This window comes from Nocardia sp. NPDC050697, assembly GCF_040654395.1.
In the GTDB taxonomy this organism is placed as follows: Bacteria; Actinomycetota; Actinomycetes; order Mycobacteriales; family Mycobacteriaceae; genus Nocardia.
Map to the genome: position 1 here is coordinate 375,845 of NZ_JBFAHY010000004.1, position 15,988 is coordinate 391,832.

Annotated in this window: 18 protein-coding genes; 13 read left to right on the top strand and 5 right to left on the bottom strand. The window is 72.7% G+C overall.

Translation table 11 applies throughout. The features are described from left to right. Positions 1 to 13: 13 nt before the first annotated feature. Entirely contained in the window at positions 14 to 1,327 is a 1,314-nt protein-coding gene (locus tag AB0H71_RS17310; protein ID WP_357021333.1) for an MFS transporter, read from the bottom strand. A gap of 89 nt (positions 1,328 to 1,416) precedes the next feature. Here AB0H71_RS17310 and AB0H71_RS17315 point away from each other — a divergent pair, with 89 nt between their 5' ends. From AB0H71_RS17315 to AB0H71_RS17360, 10 genes are all read left to right on the top strand, one after another. Beyond that, positions 1,417 to 2,352, top strand: coding sequence for a LysR family transcriptional regulator (locus tag AB0H71_RS17315; RefSeq protein ID WP_357021336.1), 936 nt, complete (start codon positions 1,417 to 1,419; stop codon positions 2,350 to 2,352). A gap of 169 nt (positions 2,353 to 2,521) precedes the next feature. Continuing rightward, positions 2,522 to 3,550 carry a PhoH family protein gene (locus tag AB0H71_RS17320; RefSeq protein WP_357021339.1) on the top strand — a complete coding sequence of 343 codons (1,029 nt, stop codon included), beginning with the start codon at positions 2,522 to 2,524 and terminating at the stop codon, positions 3,548 to 3,550. A gap of 22 nt (positions 3,551 to 3,572) precedes the next feature. Then, positions 3,573 to 4,127, top strand: coding sequence for an rRNA maturation RNase YbeY (gene ybeY / locus AB0H71_RS17325; RefSeq protein ID WP_357021343.1), 555 nt, complete (start codon positions 3,573 to 3,575; stop codon positions 4,125 to 4,127). Continuing rightward, on the top strand, positions 4,124 to 5,554 hold the full coding sequence (locus AB0H71_RS17330; protein WP_357021346.1) for a hemolysin family protein: 1,431 nt from the start codon (positions 4,124 to 4,126) through the stop codon (positions 5,552 to 5,554). Before ybeY ends, AB0H71_RS17330 begins: the two co-directional genes overlap by 4 nt. Next, positions 5,551 to 5,907, top strand: a complete 357-nt coding sequence (locus tag AB0H71_RS17335; protein ID WP_357021349.1) for a cytidine deaminase — start codon at positions 5,551 to 5,553, stop codon at positions 5,905 to 5,907. Before AB0H71_RS17330 ends, AB0H71_RS17335 begins: the two co-directional genes overlap by 4 nt. Continuing rightward, a complete protein-coding gene (gene era / locus AB0H71_RS17340; protein WP_357021352.1) occupies positions 5,900 to 6,799 on the top strand; it encodes a GTPase Era in 900 nt (299 codons plus the stop codon). Before AB0H71_RS17335 ends, era begins: the two co-directional genes overlap by 8 nt. A gap of 145 nt (positions 6,800 to 6,944) precedes the next feature. After that, positions 6,945 to 7,409: a hypothetical protein gene (locus AB0H71_RS17345; protein WP_357021355.1), complete on the top strand. Its 465-nt coding sequence runs from the start codon at positions 6,945 to 6,947 to the stop codon at positions 7,407 to 7,409. Between the two features lie 31 nt (positions 7,410 to 7,440). Then, on the top strand, positions 7,441 to 8,184 hold the full coding sequence (gene recO / locus AB0H71_RS17350; protein ID WP_357021358.1) for a DNA repair protein RecO: 744 nt from the start codon (positions 7,441 to 7,443) through the stop codon (positions 8,182 to 8,184). Between the two features lie 195 nt (positions 8,185 to 8,379). After that, the gene (locus tag AB0H71_RS17355; protein ID WP_357021361.1) at positions 8,380 to 9,201 is read left to right on the top strand and encodes an isoprenyl transferase; all 822 of its coding nucleotides are present in this window, start codon (positions 8,380 to 8,382) and stop codon (positions 9,199 to 9,201) included. A gap of 20 nt (positions 9,202 to 9,221) precedes the next feature. Further along, entirely contained in the window at positions 9,222 to 9,614 is a 393-nt protein-coding gene (locus AB0H71_RS17360) for a hypothetical protein (protein ID WP_357021961.1), read from the top strand. Between the two features lies 1 nt (position 9,615). On the opposite strand, the gene AB0H71_RS17365 is transcribed toward AB0H71_RS17360, so the two are convergent. Continuing rightward, on the bottom strand, positions 9,616 to 10,215 hold the full coding sequence (locus AB0H71_RS17365) for a TetR/AcrR family transcriptional regulator (RefSeq protein ID WP_357021364.1): 600 nt from the start codon (positions 10,213 to 10,215) through the stop codon (positions 9,616 to 9,618). Between the two features lie 102 nt (positions 10,216 to 10,317). On the opposite strand from AB0H71_RS17365, the gene AB0H71_RS17370 reads away from it, so the two are divergent. Then, the gene (locus AB0H71_RS17370) at positions 10,318 to 11,286 is read left to right on the top strand and encodes a hypothetical protein (protein WP_357021366.1); all 969 of its coding nucleotides are present in this window, start codon (positions 10,318 to 10,320) and stop codon (positions 11,284 to 11,286) included. Between the two features lie 105 nt (positions 11,287 to 11,391). Here the strand turns inward: AB0H71_RS17370 and AB0H71_RS17375 are convergent, their stop codons facing one another. Both AB0H71_RS17375 and AB0H71_RS17380 read right to left on the bottom strand, forming a co-directional pair. Next, a complete protein-coding gene (locus AB0H71_RS17375) occupies positions 11,392 to 11,814 on the bottom strand; it encodes a Fur family transcriptional regulator (RefSeq protein ID WP_357021368.1) in 423 nt (140 codons plus the stop codon). After that, entirely contained in the window at positions 11,811 to 12,149 is a 339-nt protein-coding gene (locus tag AB0H71_RS17380) for a metalloregulator ArsR/SmtB family transcription factor (RefSeq protein ID WP_067654691.1), read from the bottom strand. The genes AB0H71_RS17375 and AB0H71_RS17380 overlap by 4 nt, the downstream gene beginning before the upstream one ends. Positions 12,150 to 12,374: 225 nt before the next feature. Here AB0H71_RS17380 and AB0H71_RS17385 point away from each other — a divergent pair, with 225 nt between their 5' ends. Then, on the top strand, positions 12,375 to 13,760 hold the full coding sequence (locus AB0H71_RS17385) for a glycine--tRNA ligase (RefSeq protein WP_357021372.1): 1,386 nt from the start codon (positions 12,375 to 12,377) through the stop codon (positions 13,758 to 13,760). Here AB0H71_RS17385 and AB0H71_RS17390 read toward each other — a convergent pair whose 3' ends face one another. Continuing rightward, positions 13,761 to 14,414, bottom strand: coding sequence for a DUF899 family protein (locus tag AB0H71_RS17390; RefSeq protein ID WP_357021375.1), 654 nt, complete (start codon positions 14,412 to 14,414; stop codon positions 13,761 to 13,763). It abuts the gene before it with no gap. Between the two features lie 280 nt (positions 14,415 to 14,694). Here AB0H71_RS17390 and AB0H71_RS17395 point away from each other — a divergent pair, with 280 nt between their 5' ends. Next, a complete protein-coding gene (locus tag AB0H71_RS17395; protein ID WP_357021378.1) occupies positions 14,695 to 15,846 on the top strand; it encodes an acyltransferase in 1,152 nt (383 codons plus the stop codon). Positions 15,847 to 15,988: the final 142 nt, after the last annotated feature.

Here is a 15,988-nt window from a genome sequence, read left to right on the forward strand (position 1 = left end):
CGCCGCGCGCTGTTCAGGAGCGGTTCGGGGGCGCTGACCCACGCTGGTGGCGCTGCTGCGTGTGCGGAGGCGCGCGAGATGGGCCGCGTTCCGGTGCGCAGAACGCCCCCCTCGGAGCCAACTGCCCTACCGCCCCACCCCGACCAACTCCCCCTCCACCACGCCCCTCTCCCCCCGAACCACAACCACCACCGCACCCGGCCAGCACCAGCAGCACCCCGACCCCGGCAACCAGCCCACCCCACCCGAACTCCGCGAACGCCAGCCCGGACAACCCGCCGAGCACCGCACTCCCCAGGTAGTAGCAGAACAGGTACAGCGACGACGCGGCCGCGCGATTCCCCCGCGCCGCCGCCGCGCCGACCCAGGCACTCGCCACCGCGTGCGCACCGAAGAAACCGGCCGTGAACAGCAGAATCCCGGCCAGCACGAGCGGCAGCCGATCCGGCAGCGACAACGCGGCCCCGAAGCCGGTGAGCGCTACCGAACCGGCCAGCACCGGCCCGCGCCCGAAGCGATCGGCGAGCCGCCCGGCGGTGGTCGAGGCGACGGTCCCCGCCAGGTACAGCACGAACACCAGCCCGGCCACGCTCGCGGGCAGCCCGAAGGGCGCGGCGAGCAGCCGGAACCCCAGGTAGTTGTAGACCGAGACGAACCCACCCATGAGCACGAAGGCCAGGGTGAAGAGCGCGAGCAGCCGCGGCTCCCGCAGCTGGGCGACCAGATCCCGCCCGGCCCCGGAGGTGCGCGGCCGGAACCCGCGCGAGGCAGGCAGCGCCCGCACGAACCACACCGTGCACAGCGCGCCGATCACGGCGATGAGCGCCTGCGCCCACCGCCAGGAGGTGTGGTCCAGCGCGAAGGCGGGGATCAGCCGCCCGGTGAGCCCGCCGAGCGTGGTGCCGGAGACGTAGACGCCCATTGCGGCGCCCAACCGGCCCGCGTCGATCTCCTCGGCCAGGTAGGCCATGGCCACGGCGGGCACCCCGGCCAGCGTGATGCCCTGCACCGCGCGGGCGGCGAGCAGCACGTCCAGCGTCGGCGCCAGGGGAAGCAGCAGCCCGATGGCGGCGGAGACCGCGGCGGACCACACCATCACCCTGGTCCGCCCGAACCGGCCGGAGAGCGCGCTCACCGGGATGATCGCCAGCGCCAGGAAGCCGGTGGTGAGCGAGACCGCCAGCGCGGCCCGCGCGGGCGCGACCCCGAACGCCGCCGCGAGGCTCGGCAGCAGCGCCTGCGCGCTGTACATCGAGGCGAAGGTGGTCAGCCCCGCCGCGAAGAGCGCGGTGACGATCCGCCGCTCCCGTCCGCTCGATCCGCTCATAGCGCCAGCCTGCGCCCGGCGCGATCGGCGAAGGAAATGCATAATCGAGGACAAATCAATGCAGCAGCGGCATTAGCAGAGGTGACGATGTGCTCGGGGACGACCTGACGTGGTTCATCACACTCGCGGAACTCGAGCACGTGGGCGCCACGGCCGATCGCCTGCACCTCGCGCAGCCCACGCTCTCCCGCATGCTGGCCCGGCTGGAGCGCAGGCTCGGGGTGCGGCTCTTCGACCGGGTGGGCAAGCGGCTCCGGCTCAACGAGTTCGGCCGGGCGTACTACGAGCACGCCCGGCGCGCCCGGATCGAGCTGGACGCGGGCGCGCGGGCCGTCGCCGATCTCGCCGACCCGGCCGAGGGCACCGTGCGCCTCGCCTTCCTGCACTCCTTCGGCAGCTGGCTGGTACCCCAGCTGGTCGGGGATTTTCGCAGGCAGGCGGGGCGGGTCGCGGTCTCGCTGCACCAGGACGCGGCGGGCACCATCACCCGCATGGTGCTGGACGGCGAGGCCGACCTCGCGGTGGTCTCGCCGCGCCCGGCCGAAGCGGGGCTCGGCTGGTCGGGGCTGCTGCGCCAGCCGCTGGTGCTCGCGGTGCCCGCGGGGCACCGGCTGGCCGGACGGCGCCAGCTGCACCTCGCCGATCTGGGCGGCGAGGATGTCATCGCCATGCGCCCCGGGTACGGCATGCGCCGGCTGCTGGACGAGCTCGCCGCGGCGGCGGGGCTGCACCCGCGCATCGTCTTCGAATCGAGCGACCTGGTGACGGTCACCGGGCTGGTGGCGGCGGGGCTCGGCGTGGCGCTGGTGCCGCTGGAGGACCCGCCGCCGGGGGCGACCCCGAGCCCGGCGGTCGCCAGGGTGCCGCTGGCCGATCCGGGCGCGGTGCGCGAGGTCGGGCTGGTGTGGGCCGCGGACCGGCCGATGCCGGAGGCGGCGCGCCGGTTCCGCACCGCGATCCAGGGCTGGGCGGCGCACCGTTCGCCGGGGGCATATTCCCTGTCGGCTGTCGGTACCGGGCGGTAAACTCCGTGGCGGGAAGGGGGCGGTAGCACCGCACCCGGGCCACCCCGGTTCCCCCGAGATCGAGAAGAGGCTGCGGCGACTTTTGCGAACACCAGACGAATTCGGCAACACTTCCGGAGCCCCGGCCGACCCGGGCGCATCCGGCAACGACGACAACGCCGCTCCGGCCATGAAGAGCGTGCGCTCCAGCCTCGAACTGGCCCCCGAATCGGTGTTCCCGCTCCTCGGATCGGCGGATGAGAATCTGCGTGAGCTGGAGCGGCTGCTCGAGGCGGATATCCACGTGCGGGGTAGCTCGCTGACGCTCACCGGCCGGCCGGCCGAGGTGGCGCTCGCCGAGCGGATCATCGGCGAGCTGGTCTCGCTGACCGGCAAGAACAAGGGCATCACGCCGGACACCGTCCGGCACACGGTCTCCATGCTCACCGAGGGCAGCGAGGAGTCCCCGGCCGAGGTGCTCAGCCTGGACATCCTGTCCCGGCGCGGCAAGACCATCCGGCCCAAGACGCTGAACCAGAAGCGCTACGTCGACGCCATCGACACCAACACCGTGGTCTTCGGCATCGGCCCGGCCGGTACCGGCAAGACCTACCTGGCCATGGCCAAGGCGGTGCAGGCGCTGCAGACCAAGCAGGTCAACCGGATCATCCTCACCCGGCCGGCGGTGGAGGCGGGCGAGCGGCTCGGCTTCCTGCCCGGCACGCTGAACGAGAAGATCGACCCGTACCTGCGGCCGCTCTACGACGCGCTGCACGACATGATGGATCCCGAGGCGATCCCCAAGCTCATGGCGGCGGGCGTCATCGAGGTGGCGCCGCTGGCGTACATGCGCGGGCGCACGCTCAACGACTCCTTCATCGTGCTGGACGAGGCGCAGAACACCACGGCAGAGCAGATGAAGATGTTCCTGACCAGGCTCGGCTTCGGCTCCAAGATCGTGGTGACGGGCGACGTCACGCAGGTCGACCTGCCCGGCGGGGCGCGGTCCGGGCTGCGCGCGGCCAGCGAGATCCTCACCGATATCGAGGACATCCACTTCGCCCAGCTCACCAGCAGCGATGTGGTGCGGCACCGGCTGGTCTCGGAGATCGTCGACGCCTACGACCGATTCGAGTCGGAGGTGCGGGCACCGGTGGGGGCGCACTACCCGGGCAACCGGGCGCAGCGCCGAGCCGCGAGCCGGGGAGACCGGCGCTGACCCGATTGCCTACCCTGTTCGGGTGAGCATCGAGATCGCCAACGAGTCGGGGTTCGACGTCCCCGAAGAGGATCTGGTGGGCGTCGCGCGCTTCGCCATCGCGCGCATGGACGTCCACCCGGCCGCCGAGTTGTCGATGGTGCTTGTGGATCTGGACACCATGGCCGACCTGCACGTGCGCTGGATGGACCTCCCGGGCCCCACCGACGTGATGTCCTTCCCGATGGACGAGCTGGAGCCGGGCGGGCGGCCGGACAGCCCGGAGCCCGGCCCCTCCATGCTCGGCGACATCGTGCTCTGCCCGGAGTTCGCCGCCGGGCAGGCGCGCAAGGCCGGGCACTCGCTGCAGCACGAGCTGGCCCTGCTCACCGTGCACGGCGTGCTGCACCTGCTCGGCTACGACCACGCCGAGCCGGACGAGGAGAAGGAGATGTTCGCCCTGCAGGCCCGGCTGCTCGAGGAGTGGTACGAGAGCCTGCGCGAGGCGCGGTACCGCGCCGAGCTGGCCGAACGCGACACCAGGCTGCTCGGCAAGACCGGCTTCACCGCGCCGGGCGACACACCGGGGCAGACGTGAGCTCCGCGACGCTGATCGTGCTCGCGGTGCTGCTCGTCCCCGCGGGCGGGCTCTTCGCCGGGCTGGACGCCGCGCTCAACACCGTCTCCAGGGCCCGGCTCGACGACATGGTGCGCGCCGAGCGCGCCGGCGCCGCCCGGCTGCTCCGGATCATGGACGACCGGCCGCGCTACGTGAACCTCATGGTGCTGCTCCGGGTGCTCTGCGAGATCACCGCGACGGTGCTGCTCGCGGCCGCGCTGCTCGACGTCTGGGCGGACGGCTGGGCGCTGCTCGGCACCGCGGTGGTCATGGTGCTGGTCGACTACGTGGTGATCGGCGTCGGCCCGCGCACCCTCGGCCGCCAGCACGCCTACTCCATCGCGCTCGCCGCGGCGCTGCCGCTGCAGCTGATCGGCGTGCTGCTCGGGCCGGTGAGCAGGCTGCTCATCCTGATCGGCAACGCGATCACGCCGGGCCGCGGGTTCCGCAACGGCCCGTTCGCCTCCGAGATCGAGCTGCGCGAGGTGGTCGAGATGGCCGGCGAGCGCGGCGTGGTCGCCGACGAGGAGCGGCGGATGATCCAGTCGGTCTTCGAGCTCGGCGACACCGCGGCCCGCGCGGTCATGGTGCCGCGCACCGAGATGATCTGGATCGAGGCGGACAAGACCGCCGCCCAGGCCATGTCGCTCGCGGTGCGCAGCGGCCACTCCCGGATGCCGGTGATCGGCGAGAACGTGGACGACATCCTCGGCGTGGTCTACCTCAAGGACCTGGTGCCCTATGCCGACCGCAGCCGCAAGGTGAAGGTCCGCGAGGTCATGCGCCCCGCCGTCTTCATGCCGGACTCCAAGCCGCTGGACAGCCTGCTCGACGAGATGCAGCGCCGGCGCAACCACATGGCGCTGCTGGTGGACGAGTACGGCGGCATCGCCGGGCTGGTCACCATCGAGGACGTGCTGGAGGAGATCGTCGGCGAGATCGCGGACGAGTACGACATCGGCGAGACGCCGCCGATCGAGGAGCTCGGCGACGGCCGCTACCGGGTCTCGGCGCGGCTGCCGGTGCAGGACCTGGCCGAGCTGTTCGGGGTGCAGATCGCCGACGAGGAGGTCGACACCGTCGGCGGGCTGCTCGCGCACGAGCTGGAGCGGGTGCCGCTGCCCGGCTCCAAGGTGACCGCGCACGGGCTGGTGCTGCGCGGCGAGGGGGGCCCGGACGCCCGCGGCCGGCTGCGGGTGCAGACCGTCGTGGTGCGCCGGGACAAGGCCTCCGGCGAGGACGAGCAGGCCGAGCCACCGCGCGAGGGCGAGCGCGGGCGCAAGGATCGGAGCGCCGACAAGGGTGGCCGCCGGAAGGACCGCGGCGAGGCCGCGGCGGCGGAGGCAGCGCAGAACGGATCGAGCCGCACCACGACGGCCGACCGCGACCAGGAGGGATCCGAATGACCGAGCTCGACGCCGAGGACACCAAACTGCTCACGCTCGCGCGCGGGGCGATGGGCCGGACCGGGGGCGCGGCGGGCGCGGCCGTCCGGGACACCGAAGGCCGCACCTACGCCGCGGGCGAGGTGGCGCTGCAGGAGCTGCGGCTGACCGCGCTGCAGGCCGCCGTCGCGGCCGCGATCTCCAGCGGCGCCGAGGGTTTCGAGGCCGCCGTCGTGGTCGGCGGGCAGTTCAAGGACGCCGGGGTGCCCGCGGTCCGCGAGGTCTCGGCGAGCGCTCGGATCGTCTTCGCCGACCGCTCCGGCTCGGTCTTCGACATCGTCGACGACGCCGCGGCCGAGGTGTCCGGTGCCTGAATTCCGCTCCGGCTTCGTCTGTTTCGTCGGCCGTCCGAACACCGGCAAGTCGACGCTGACGAACGCGCTCGTCGGGCAGAAGATCGCCATCACCTCCTCCCGCCCGCAGACCACGCGGCACACCATCCGCGGCATCGTGCACCGGGAGCACGCGCAGCTCATCCTGGTGGACACGCCCGGGCTGCACCGCCCGCGCACGCTGCTCGGCGCGCGCCTCAACGACCTCGTGCGGGACACCTACTCCGAGGTCGACGTGATCGCGCTCTGCATCCCGGCGGACGAGAAGATCGGCCCCGGTGACCGCTGGATCGTGCAGCAGATCCGGCAGATGGCGCCGAAGACCACGCTGCTCGGCGTGGTCACCAAGATCGATAAGGTGAGCCGGGACGAGGTGGCGGCGCAGCTGCTCGCCGTCTCGAAGCTGCTCGGCCCCGAGGCCGAGCTGGTTCCGGTCTCCGCGGTGCGCGGCGAGCAGGTCGAGGTGCTGGTCGAGGTGATCGCCTCGAAGATGCCGGAGGGGCCGGCCTTCTACCCGGACGGCGAGCTCACCGACGAGCCGGAGGAAACCCTGATGGCCGAGCTCATCCGGGAGGCCGCGCTGGAGGGTGTCCGGGACGAGCTGCCGCACTCGCTGGCCGTGGTCATCGAGGAGGTCATGCCGCGCGAGGACCGGGACGACCTGCTCGACGTGCACGCCCTGCTCTACGTCGAGCGGCCGAGCCAGAAGGCCATCATCATCGGCAAGGGGGGTTCCCGGCTCAAGCAGGTCGGCACCAGCGCCCGCAAGCAGATCGAACACATCCTCGGCACCCGGATCTACCTGGACCTGCACGTCAAGGTCGCCAAGGACTGGCAGCGCGATCCGAAGCAGCTGCGCCGCCTCGGATTCTGACCCCGGGGCCGTTTTCCGCCCCGGCACCGCCCCCGCGCCGCCCGATCCGTTCCGCCACCGGCCCCGGTAGGGCACAATGGTGCTCTGCGAGATCCCGATCAGGTTGCCGCGCAGCGCTATTCGCGACCGAGGTTTGGGGGCGAAGATGACCGATCTGTACACCGGGCACCCGGCGTTCGATTCCGTCGCCGGGGAGCTACCCGAGCTGGCCGCGGTCGCCGAACGGCACCGCGAGCTGCTCAGGGACGCGGTGGCGGCCTACCGCCTGCGGATCGGGCACTGGGTGCGCTTCCTGGACCAGGAGGATCGCGCGCTGCGGCTGGCCCAGGCCGAGCGGCACCTCGCCGACCTGCACATCGACCCGGTGCGCCACGCCGACCTCGACCTGGACGCCTACCGCGCGGTGCGGGACGGCGTGCCGATGCGGTACGTGAGCGAGCACGGCGCCTTCGTCCGGCCGCGCAATGCCGGGCCGCCGGTGCTGGTCCGCCCCGGCTCGCCGGAGCACCGGCTCGGCGTGATCGCCCGGCTGGCGGCGCTGGGGCAGACGCTGGAGCAGATCCAGGTGGTCGCGGTCACCGCGACCATGGGTGTGCCGCCGGTTCGCTGACGCTGTCCCCGGTCCGTGCGAGGATGGGCCGGTGCGTTCGTATCGGGATGAGGCGGTGGTGGTGCGCCAGCACAAGCTGGGCGAGGCCGACCGCATCGTCACGCTGCTGACCCGGCGCAACGGCCTGGTGCGGGCGGTGGCCAAGGGGGTGCGGCGCACCGGCTCGCGGTTCGGGGCGCGGCTGGAGCCGTTCGCCTACGTCGACGTGCAGCTGTATCCGGGGCGCAGCTTCGACACCGTCACCCAGGTGCACACCGTGGAGGCGTTCGCCGCCGACATCGTGGCCGACTACGGCCGCTACACCACCGCCTGCGCGGTGCTGGAGACCGCGGAGCGGCTGGCGGGCGAGGAGCGCGCGCCCGCGCCCAAGCTGCACGCGCTCACCGCGAGCGCGCTGCGCGCCATCGCCGCCGGGCAGCGGCCGCACGAGCTGATCCTGGACGCCTTCCTGCTGCGCGCCATGGGGTTCGCGGGCTGGGCGCCCGCGCTGGACGAGTGCGCCAAGTGCGCCACCCCCGGCCCGCACCGGGCCTTCCACGTCGCCGCCGGTGGGGCGGTGTGCGTGCACTGCCGCCCGCCGGGGGCTTCCAGCCCGCCGGAGGGGGCGCTGGAGTTGCTGGTGGCGCTGCTGCGCGGGGAGTGGGAGAGGGTGGAGGCGGTGCCCGTCCCGGTGCGCACGCGGGCCAGCGGGCTGGTCGCCGCGCACCTGCAGTGGCACCTCGAGCGTCGGTTGCGCACCCTGCCGCTGCTGGAGCGCACGCCCTCGGTCCCCTGAGTGGCACGCGCCGCGGGATGCGCGCGTGGGTAGGCCGGGCCGGGCGCCGGTGCCCGCGGCCGCACCGTGATCACCACCCGCAGTCGGCACGCGGGTAGCCGCGCCGGAGCCGTGCGCACTCCCCGGGCACGGCGGGCGGCGATGTCCGGCGGGAGCCCGCTACACCGGCCCGCGGCCATCGGGCAGGATGGGGGCGTGATCCTCCGTCGCGACTCCTCCGGGTCCGGAACGGGCAGCGCACTGTCCGACGGCCCGCGCACCGTCCGCCCGCCGACGCCGCACCCCTCCGGCGCCCGCCCGCCGGAGCTGCCGCGCGAGCTGGTGCCCGCGCACGTCGCGCTGGTGATGGACGGCAACGGCCGCTGGGCGCAGGAGCGCGGGCTGGCCAGGACGGCGGGGCACGAGCGCGGCGAGGCGGTGCTCATGGACACCGTCGAGGGCTGCATCGAGATCGGCGTCAAGTGGCTCAGCGCCTACGCCTTCTCCACCGAGAACTGGCGGCGCAGCCCGGACGAGGTGCGCTTCCTCATGGGCTTCAACCGCGACGTCATCCGCCGCCGCCGGGACGAGATGCACGAGATGGGCGTCCGGGTGCGCTGGGCGGGCAGGCGGCCGCGGCTGTGGCGCAGCGTGATCAAGGAGCTCGAGGTCGCCGAGGAGCTCACCAGGGACAACACCGTCATGACGCTCACCATGTGCGTCAACTACGGCGGCCGCGCCGAGATCGCCGACGCCGCACGGGAGATCGCGCGCCGGGTGGCGGCGGGCGAGATCGACCCGGAGAAGGTCGACGAGTCCACGGTGGCCCGCTTCCTGGACGAGCCGGACATGCCCGACGTCGACCTCTTCCTCCGCCCCTCCGGCGAGTTCCGCACCTCGAACTTCCTGCTCTGGCAGTCCGCGTACGCCGAATTCGTCTTCCAGGAGACGCTCTTCCCCGACTTCGACCGCCGCAACCTGTGGGAGGCCTGCCTGGCCTACGCCCGCCGCGACCGCCGCTTCGGGGGCGCCAAGTGAGCGAGCCGCTCGACCCCGCCATGGAGCTCAAGGCGTCGGCGGGCGCGGTGCTCTCCATCTACGACGTCGACGTGCGGGTGGACAACGACGGCTCGCTGCGCTTCGACTACGAGGGCGCGCTCTGCTCGCTGGACGCCGTCACCCTGGCGCCAGGGCTCGACGTGCTCACCCTGACCTGCGTGCTCGCCTGGGACCGCCCGCTCAAACCGCAGCTGCACAAGCGGGTCGCGGAGCGCAATGCCACGCTGCAGTTCGGCTCGATCGTCGTGGTCGCCAGGGAGAGGCTCGCCGACGTGGTGCTGCGCTACACCTTCCCCGCGGTCGGGCTGAACGACGGCGCGCTCGGCACCATGCTGCTGCTCGTGCTCTCCGGCGCGGGCAAGGCCAGGCAGGGGCTGGTCGTCCCGGCCTGAGTCACGCCGGGCCGTAGGGGAGCAGGGCGCGCACCCCGCGCTCCAGCGCCGCCGGTTCCAGGTCGCCGACGATGAGGAACTGCAGCAGGAAGCCGGGGAGCAGCCCGAACAGGGTCGCCGCCACGGCGTCCAGATCCGCGTCGGCGGGCAGCCACCCCTCCTCGGCCATGCGCTCCGCGTACTCCCGCCACATCCCGCGGATCCCGGTCATCGCCAGCTTGACGTAGCCGGCCGCCTCCGGGTCGGTGAGCGCCAGCGTCCAGGCCTGCGGCGCCAGCCGGAGCCGGCCGTCGAGGCCGGTGTTCTGCGACATCCACGTGGTCACCGCGCCGACCACCGCGGCGGGGGTGGGGAGCGGATCGCGCCGGATGGCCTCGATCAGCACGGCCCTGATGTCGGTGCCCGCATTCGAGGCCAGCGCCGCGACCAGCTCGTCCTTGCTCTTGAAGTAGCGGTACACCGCGCCGGCCGAGAGCCCGGACTCGGCGAAGACGTCCTGCATCGAGGACTGGTGGAAGCCCTTGCGCGCGAAGCAGCGCTGCGCCGCCTCGACGATCTGCTGCCTGCGGCGCTCCAGGTGTTCTTCGCTGACTCTCGGCATGGCTCCAAACTAAAACGGATGTTCGTTCTTGACAACACCGGGGTGGGGTGCGACGGTGGGTACACCTTAAAAGAACGAACATTCGATTTATGGGGAGTGGTCATGAACATCCCGCAGCGCGCGGTCGCCGTCGGCCTCGGAGCGGCCCTGCTCCAGGCGCTGATGCTGATCGCCTTCGCCTGGCCCGCCGTGCACACCGCGCCGCGCGACCTGCCGGTCGCCGTCACCGGCCCGGGCGTGGCGCAGGTGGTGCAGCGGCTGGCGGAGCGCAGCCCCGGCGCCATCGAGCCGCGCACCGTGAGCGACGAGGCCGCGGCCCGCGCCGCGCTCGCCGAGCGCGAGGTCTACGGCGCGATCCTGACCGGGCCGCAGCCGCGGGTGCTGGTGGCCTCGGGGGCGAGCCCGCTGGTGGCGCAGCAGCTCACCCAGCTCGCGCAGCAGCTCTCCGGCGTGCAGTCGGCGAGCGCGGTGGAGGATGTGGTGCCCGCCGATCCGGACGACCCGCGCGGCGCCGGCTTCGGGGCCATGGCGCTGCCGCTGGTGATGTCGGGGATCGCGGCCGGGGTGCTGCTCAGCCTGCTGGTGCCGACGGCGGCGGCGCGGATCGCCGGACTCGCCACCTTCGCGGTGGCCGGTGGGCTGCTGAGCATGGTGATCGTGCAGGGCTGGCTGTCCATCCTGCCCGGGGAGTACCCGGTGCTGGCCGGGGTCGCGGGGCTGGTCTCGTTCGCGGTGGCGGGGGCGGTGGCCGGGCTGGCGACCGCCGTCGGCCGGGCCGGGATCGGCATCGCCGCGCTCACCATGCTGCTGGTCGGCAATCCGTTCTCCGCGGCCACCTCGGCGCCGGAGCTGCTGCCGCAGCCGTGGGGCGCCATCGGCCAGGCGCTGCCGCCGGGCGCTGCGGTCTCGCTGCTCCGCTCGGTCGCCTTCTTCGACGGGGCCGGCGCGGGCGGGCCGCTGCTGGTGCTGCTGATCTGGGCGGCCGTCGCGCTGGTGCTGCTCGGGGTCGGCGTGGTCAGGGAGCGGAACGTCGAACCGGAGCCGGCCCGCGCCGTCCCGCAGCCCGCCTGATCGGGCAGTTCACGAGCGGGTCCCGTTCCTCGGAGCGGGGCCCGCTTCGCGGGTGCGCCGCCGGTCCGGGCGGACGGCGGGCCCGCTGCTCCGGGCCGGGCCCGCTCAGCGCGTGCGCAGGCAGTCGGCACAGGTGCCGAAGATCTCCAGGGTGTGGCTGACCTCGGTGAAGCCGTACTCGGCGGCGGTGGCGTCGGCCCACGCCTCGACCGCGGGGCCCGCCACCTCGACGGTCCGCCCGCAGTGCCGGCAGACCAGGTGGTGGTGGTGTCCGGTGGAGCACTGCCGGTAGACGGACTCGCCGGTGTCGGTGCGCAGCACGTCGACCATGCCGGCGTCGGAGAGCGACTGCAGGGTGCGGTAGACGGTGGTGAGCCCGATCCCCTCGCCGCGCTTGCGCAGCTCGTCGTGCAGCTCCTGGGCGGAGCGGAACTCCTCGATATCGCAGAGCAGCGCCGCGATGGCATTGCGCTGGCGCGTGCTGCGCACCCCGACCGCCCTGGCGGTGGACTTCTCGGCCACGGTCATCCTTCCTCGGCATGGGCGACGGCGTCCACGACGATGTGCGCCAGGTGGTCGTCGACCAGCTCGTAGAGCACCTCCCGGCCCGAGCGCTCGCCGTGCACGACCCCCGCCGCCTTGAGAATCCGCAGGTGCTGGCTCACCAGCGGCTGGGTGACGCCGAGCGCGTCCACCAGTTCGTGCACGCAGCGCGGCGACTCCCGCAATTGCAACACGATCGCGATGCGAACGGGGGCGGCGAGTGCGCGCAGCAGCTCACCGGCGTCCTCCAGGACGGCCCGGCTCGGCACCGGAGCCGGGGCGGGGGAGCGATAGGGGTTGTGCGGCACGGCGGCTGTCATCGGACCATCTCCTTATCGGAAAGCGATCCCATTTTGATATGCACGGTTGCGCATGTCAAACGGACACGCTTCATGGCTGTGCTGGTGGCGGCGGTCGAATGCGCTCCCGTTAGGCTGATCGGGTGCGTAGCGGCGTGCGTAGCAGTGCGTAGCGCCTGCGCACTACGCGGCCGTTGCCGTCGCGGCACCGAAGTCGAGCCGATTCCCAGGATGGAGAATTTTCGCGTGGCACCCAAGTCGAAGGTGGACACCGTTGCCAACCTCGCCAAGCGCCGGGGTCTGGTGTACCCGTGCGGTGAGATCTACGGCGGCACCAAGTCGGCCTGGGATTACGGCCCGCTCGGCGTCGAGCTGAAGGAGAACATCAAGCGGCAGTGGTGGCGCACCATGGTCACCAGCCGCGACGACGTCGTCGGGCTGGACTCCTCGGTGATCCTGCCGCGCCAGGTCTGGGAGGCCTCCGGCCACGTCGCGACCTTCACCGACCCGCTGGTCGAGTCGCTGATCACGCACAAGCGGTACCGCGCCGACCACCTGCTGGAAGCGTACGAGGAGAAGCACGGCCACCCGCCGGCCAACGGCCTCGCCGACATCCGCGACCCAGAGACCGGCGACCCGGGGAAGTGGACCGAGCCGCGCAACTTCTCCGGCCTGCTCAAGACCTTCCTCGGCGCGGTGGACGACGAGGAGGGGCTGCACTACCTGCGCCCGGAGACCGCGCAGGGCATCTTCGTCAACTACAAGAACGTCGAGACCACCGCGCGCAAGAAGCCGCCGTTCGGCATCGCGCAGATCGGCAAGAGCTTCCGCAACGAGATCACGCCGGGCAACTTCATCTTCCGCACCCGCGAGTTCGAGCAGATGGAGATGGAGTTCTTCGTCAAGCCGGGCGAGGACGAGAAGTGGCACCAGTACTGGATCGACACCCGGCTGGCCTGGTACACCGACCTCGGCATCGACCCGGAGAACCTGCGGCTCTACGAGCACCCCAAGGAGAAGCTCTCGCACTACTCGACCCGCACGGTCGACATCGAGTACCGCTTCCGCTTCCAGGGCAGCGAGTGGGGCGAGCTGGAGGGGCTGGCCAACCGCACCGACTACGACCTGCGCACGCACGCCGAGCACTCCGGCGCCGACCTGAGCTACTTCGACCAGGCCGCGGGCGAGCGCTACATCCCGTACGTGATCGAGCCGGCCGCCGGGCTCACCCGCTCACTGATGGCCTTCCTGGTGGACGCCTATGCCGAGGACGAGGCGCCGAATGCCAAGGGCGGGGTCGACGTCCGCACCGTGCTCCGGCTGGACCGGCGGCTCTCCCCGGTCAAGGCCGCGGTGCTGCCGCTCTCCCGCAATGCCGACCTGACCCCCAAGGCCAAGGATCTCGCCGCGCAGCTGCGCCGGAACTGGAACGTCGACTTCGACGACGCCGGCGCCATCGGCCGCCGCTACCGGCGCCAGGACGAGATCGGCACCCCGTTCTGCATCACCGTCGACTTCGACACCCTGGAGGACCAGGCCGTCACGGTGCGCGAGCGGGACTCCATGACGCAGGAGCGGATCGCGCTGGACAAGGTCGAGGGGTACCTGGCGCAGCACCTGATCGGCGCCTGATCAGCGCGCGCGCCCCAGCGGCGTGAGGTCGAGCAGGGCGTGCGCGCCGATCAGCGGCTCGAGGCCGCGCGCGTACGCCGAGTAGGTGTGGAAGACCGCGTCGTCGTCGTCCCGCCAGAAGACGCTGACGCCGGGCTGCTCGTCGGCGAGCGGGCGCCCGGCGAGCGCGTGCTCCGTGGCGGAGCGGTAGTTGTAGCGGACCGGCGCGATATCGGCGTCCAGCGAGGCGTGGAAGTCGTAGTTGAAGCGGCTGCCGAAGGACGAGTACATCGGGAAGGTCCAGCCGTGCGCGGCGTGGTAGCCGGCCAGCCGCTCCCACGGGCCGCGGCTGATCGCGGTGAAGGCGGTGTCCCGTCCGGGTAGTCGCGGGATGCCGTCGAGCACGGCGGCGCAGCCGGGGCAGCCCTCGTCCAGGTCCCACTGCCACATCAGGTGGTAGACGATCAGCTGCCTGCGGCCCTCGAAGAGCTCGGCCAGCCGGACCCGCCCCGCGGCCCCCTCGAAGACGTACTCCTCCGAGACCGGGACCATCGGCAGCGCCCGCCTGCGCGCGGCGAGCGCGTCCAGCCCGCGGGTGAGCGCCTTCTCCGCGGCGAGCAGCTCTGCGCGGGCCGCGAGCCATTCGTCGCGGCTCGCCACGGCCGGACGCGTCATGGGACCTCTCCTCCGCCGATCGGTGATGTGTCACGGGTTCGTTCCGGTGGCCGCTGCGGATTGGTTGCTGGAACGATGCTGGGGCGCCGGGGGAGTTTTCCGGGAGGTTGCCGGGATTCGCAGTATTCGCATGGTGTGACGGCGATCCGGATTGCGTCCGTCCCCCGTTTGCCTCACCCTTGCGGATGTGTTGCGGGAGAGGGTCGATGCGGTGCGCGAACTGGCGCCGTCGGAGGAGCGATTCGTTCGGCACGGAACGTTCACCGGACGTTCCGTCGCGGTGTCCGGTGCCCTCGATATCCGGGTGCTCCGAAGAGCCTTCGCGGACCTGCAGGCGTCGTACCCGATCCTGCGCTGCCGCATCGCCACCGACCCCGCCCGCCTGCTCGCGCCGCGTGGCCGGGCGCCCCGGCTCTGGCTCGCCACCGGCGACCCGGCCGCGGTGCCGCTGCCGCGCCGCGCGCTGCGCCCGGACCGCGCGCTCGGCTACCTGGACGTGGTCCGCGACCGCGGCCTGGCCCGGGTGACGCTGTACGTGCACCACGCGGTCGCCGACGCCGGGCACTGCCTCGCGCTCTTCGCCCGGCTGTGGGAGCTCTACACCGAGCGAGCCGAGTTCGGGGTGGCCACGGTGCGCGAGCACCCGGTGCCGCTGCCGCTGGAGCAGCACGTGCGCGCGGCCGGGCTGAGCCGGGCGGGCGTCTCCGGGCTGGAGGGGGTGATCGCGCCGGTGCCGCCGCCACCGCCGCCCACCGGGCACGCGCCGGGGCCGCAGGCGCTGGCACGGCCCCACCGGCTCGTCCTCGACCAGGCCGCGACCGCGCGGCTCACCGGGTACGCCCGCGCGCACGGGGTCTCGATGAACGGCGTGGTGACCGCCGCGCTGCTGCGCGCCTTCGCAGAACTCGCACCGGAGCGCGGGCCGGTCGGCTGCGTCTACCCGGTGGATCTGCGCACCCGGCTCGGGCAGCCGGTCGCGGCGTTCGGCGGCACCAATATGGCCGGGCTCGCGGGGTTCGTGGCGGAGATCGATCGGGCGGACGATCCGGTCGAGCTGGCGCAGCGGGTGACCAGTACGCTGCGGCACGATCTCGCCGAGGGCATCGTGCAGCAGTCGGTGCTGCACTTCCCGGAGTTCTACGGGGAGCGGCGGGTGCATTCGCTGGCCGGGCACGTCGCGATCACCAATACCGGTGTCGTGCGGCCGTTCACGGTGCCCGCCGGGCTGCAGCTGACCGACTACGAGATCGTCTACCTCTCCGCGCATCCCCGGCCGTCGGCGGGGGCGAGCGCCGCGGTGACGTTCCTGGTCTACACCTATGCCGGGCGGCTGAGCGTCGGGGTGCTCGGTGGTGGCGATCCGGAGCGGATGGTGGCAGCTGTGCGCGCGGAGCTGGAGCTGCTGGTGGAAGGGGTTCCGGTCGCGGGTTGAGCCAGGGGTCGGCGGACGTGCTCACGGCTGGCGGCCCCGCCGGGCGTCGGGCAGCGGCCGTGCCCGGCCCGTGGTGACCGGCATCGCTCAGCGGTCGCGCCGGGCCGTGCGTACCGGCGTCGGTGAGCAGGTCGTGCCCGAA